Origin of the sequence: Microcoleus sp. OTE_8_concoct_300, from assembly GCF_031383065.1 — a bacterium.
GTDB lineage: Bacteria > Cyanobacteriota > Cyanobacteriia > Cyanobacteriales > Microcoleaceae > Microcoleus.
The window spans coordinates 1-1,403 of record NZ_JANMZH010000436.1 but is presented as its reverse complement, the minus strand read 5'-3'; the positions used below and the strand labels follow the sequence as shown (position 1 = coordinate 1,403).

Here is a 1,403-nt window from a genome sequence, read left to right as displayed (position 1 = left end):
TCACCCAACTTTCAACAAACCCAGGTTCCCAGTTTTGATCTATTTCTGTATCCTGATACCATTGACTTTCTTGCTCTTTTTTGGCTTTATCTCCTATAATTCGTTGGCGTCTTAAAGATTCTGATAAATAAGGTCTTCCCGGTAACTTGTCTTCTCGAATCACAGCAGAACGATGTTCATTTTCATCCCGTATGAGATAAGGATGGGTTTCATACATTGCAGGATAGCGGCGACTGCTTCGATTAACTTCCAATCCTTCATTACCATTACGCCGTTGCTGGAAAAGCGCGGCTAGCTTGCCTGCTAACTCGTTAAAGTTTTTGCGGTCTTGAAAAGCCTGAGTTAGCTGCTGTAAAGTTTTATTTTGTTTGGTTTGTTTATCTCGCGAACTACCAAAGTATGCTTCTACCAGATGGTTAGTGTGTACGTCTTGTCGAAGATACCAATCTAACCAAGGCTGATTTTCATCGCGTAATAAACCAAAGCGAAGTTCTAAAAGCCTAAATTTTTCACCTACAGCACAGGAATTAGCCGTTAAAGTCCTCTCTGTATATCGCTTTTCTATCGCATTAGCTAGCTCATCGACAAAAGCAGCGGGACAGAAAGCTAGAATATTTCCCCCCGTAGAGTAAATTATTAGTTCTGGGATTAGAACTTCGGAAAATTTAGGATAATTCGCATTTTCTAAAGAACAGGTATCTAACCATTGCCTGACCTGTTGACACCAATTTCTAGCTTCTTGACAATCTGGTGAATCAGGATATATATCACATAGAGTTGGTTCTTGACCAAAAAATGCGGGTAAGTCAATCAGGTTAATCTGATCTAATAATGCTGATGCCCCTCGGATATCTGGTAGTTTTGCCGCTTCAAAAACATAATGCTTGATTTTGGTTGCACCGCCGTAAACTAAACCAATTTTAGATTCCCACAGTACCGGATATTTTTTTGTCAGTTCCGTTAGTTCTTCGAGAGTTTCAGGAAACTCAAGTTTTTCTAGTTCCCGAACCCGATCGACAATTTCCCTCACATCCTCGGGCACTTCCTCCCCAGAATTCAAAGCCTGTCGCATTTCCTGCAACACGCCGATCTCAAATTGAGGTTCGCGTTTATCGCCCCAAGCCAGACACCAAGCAATACCAATCGCGATCGAACTCCAACAACTTTTCATATGCAAACCACTCCCAATCAGGTTTAACAGCCCCCAGATTGCCTCAATAATTGGTAATTATTCAACCTGCAATTCCATCTAATTTCCTATTCTCACCTAAATTTTCCCGAAAATCACCAGCCCGAAAAATAGTCGCCCAAATCCCCAAACAACCAGCAACTCTCACAACTCGCCCAACACTCACCACCAAAGATTTTTCTGAGGCGACTTGCTCTGCATCTACCCAAGATGA

The 1,403-nt window shown here is 41.9% G+C and carries 1 pseudogene; it reads right to left on the bottom strand.

Features of this window, described 5'->3' with window-relative positions:
* Positions 1 to 1,171 (bottom strand): annotated as a pseudogene (locus tag ACUVJL_RS19980) (type III-B CRISPR-associated protein Cas10/Cmr2); the annotation flags it as partial.
* Positions 1,172 to 1,403: the final 232 nt, after the last annotated feature.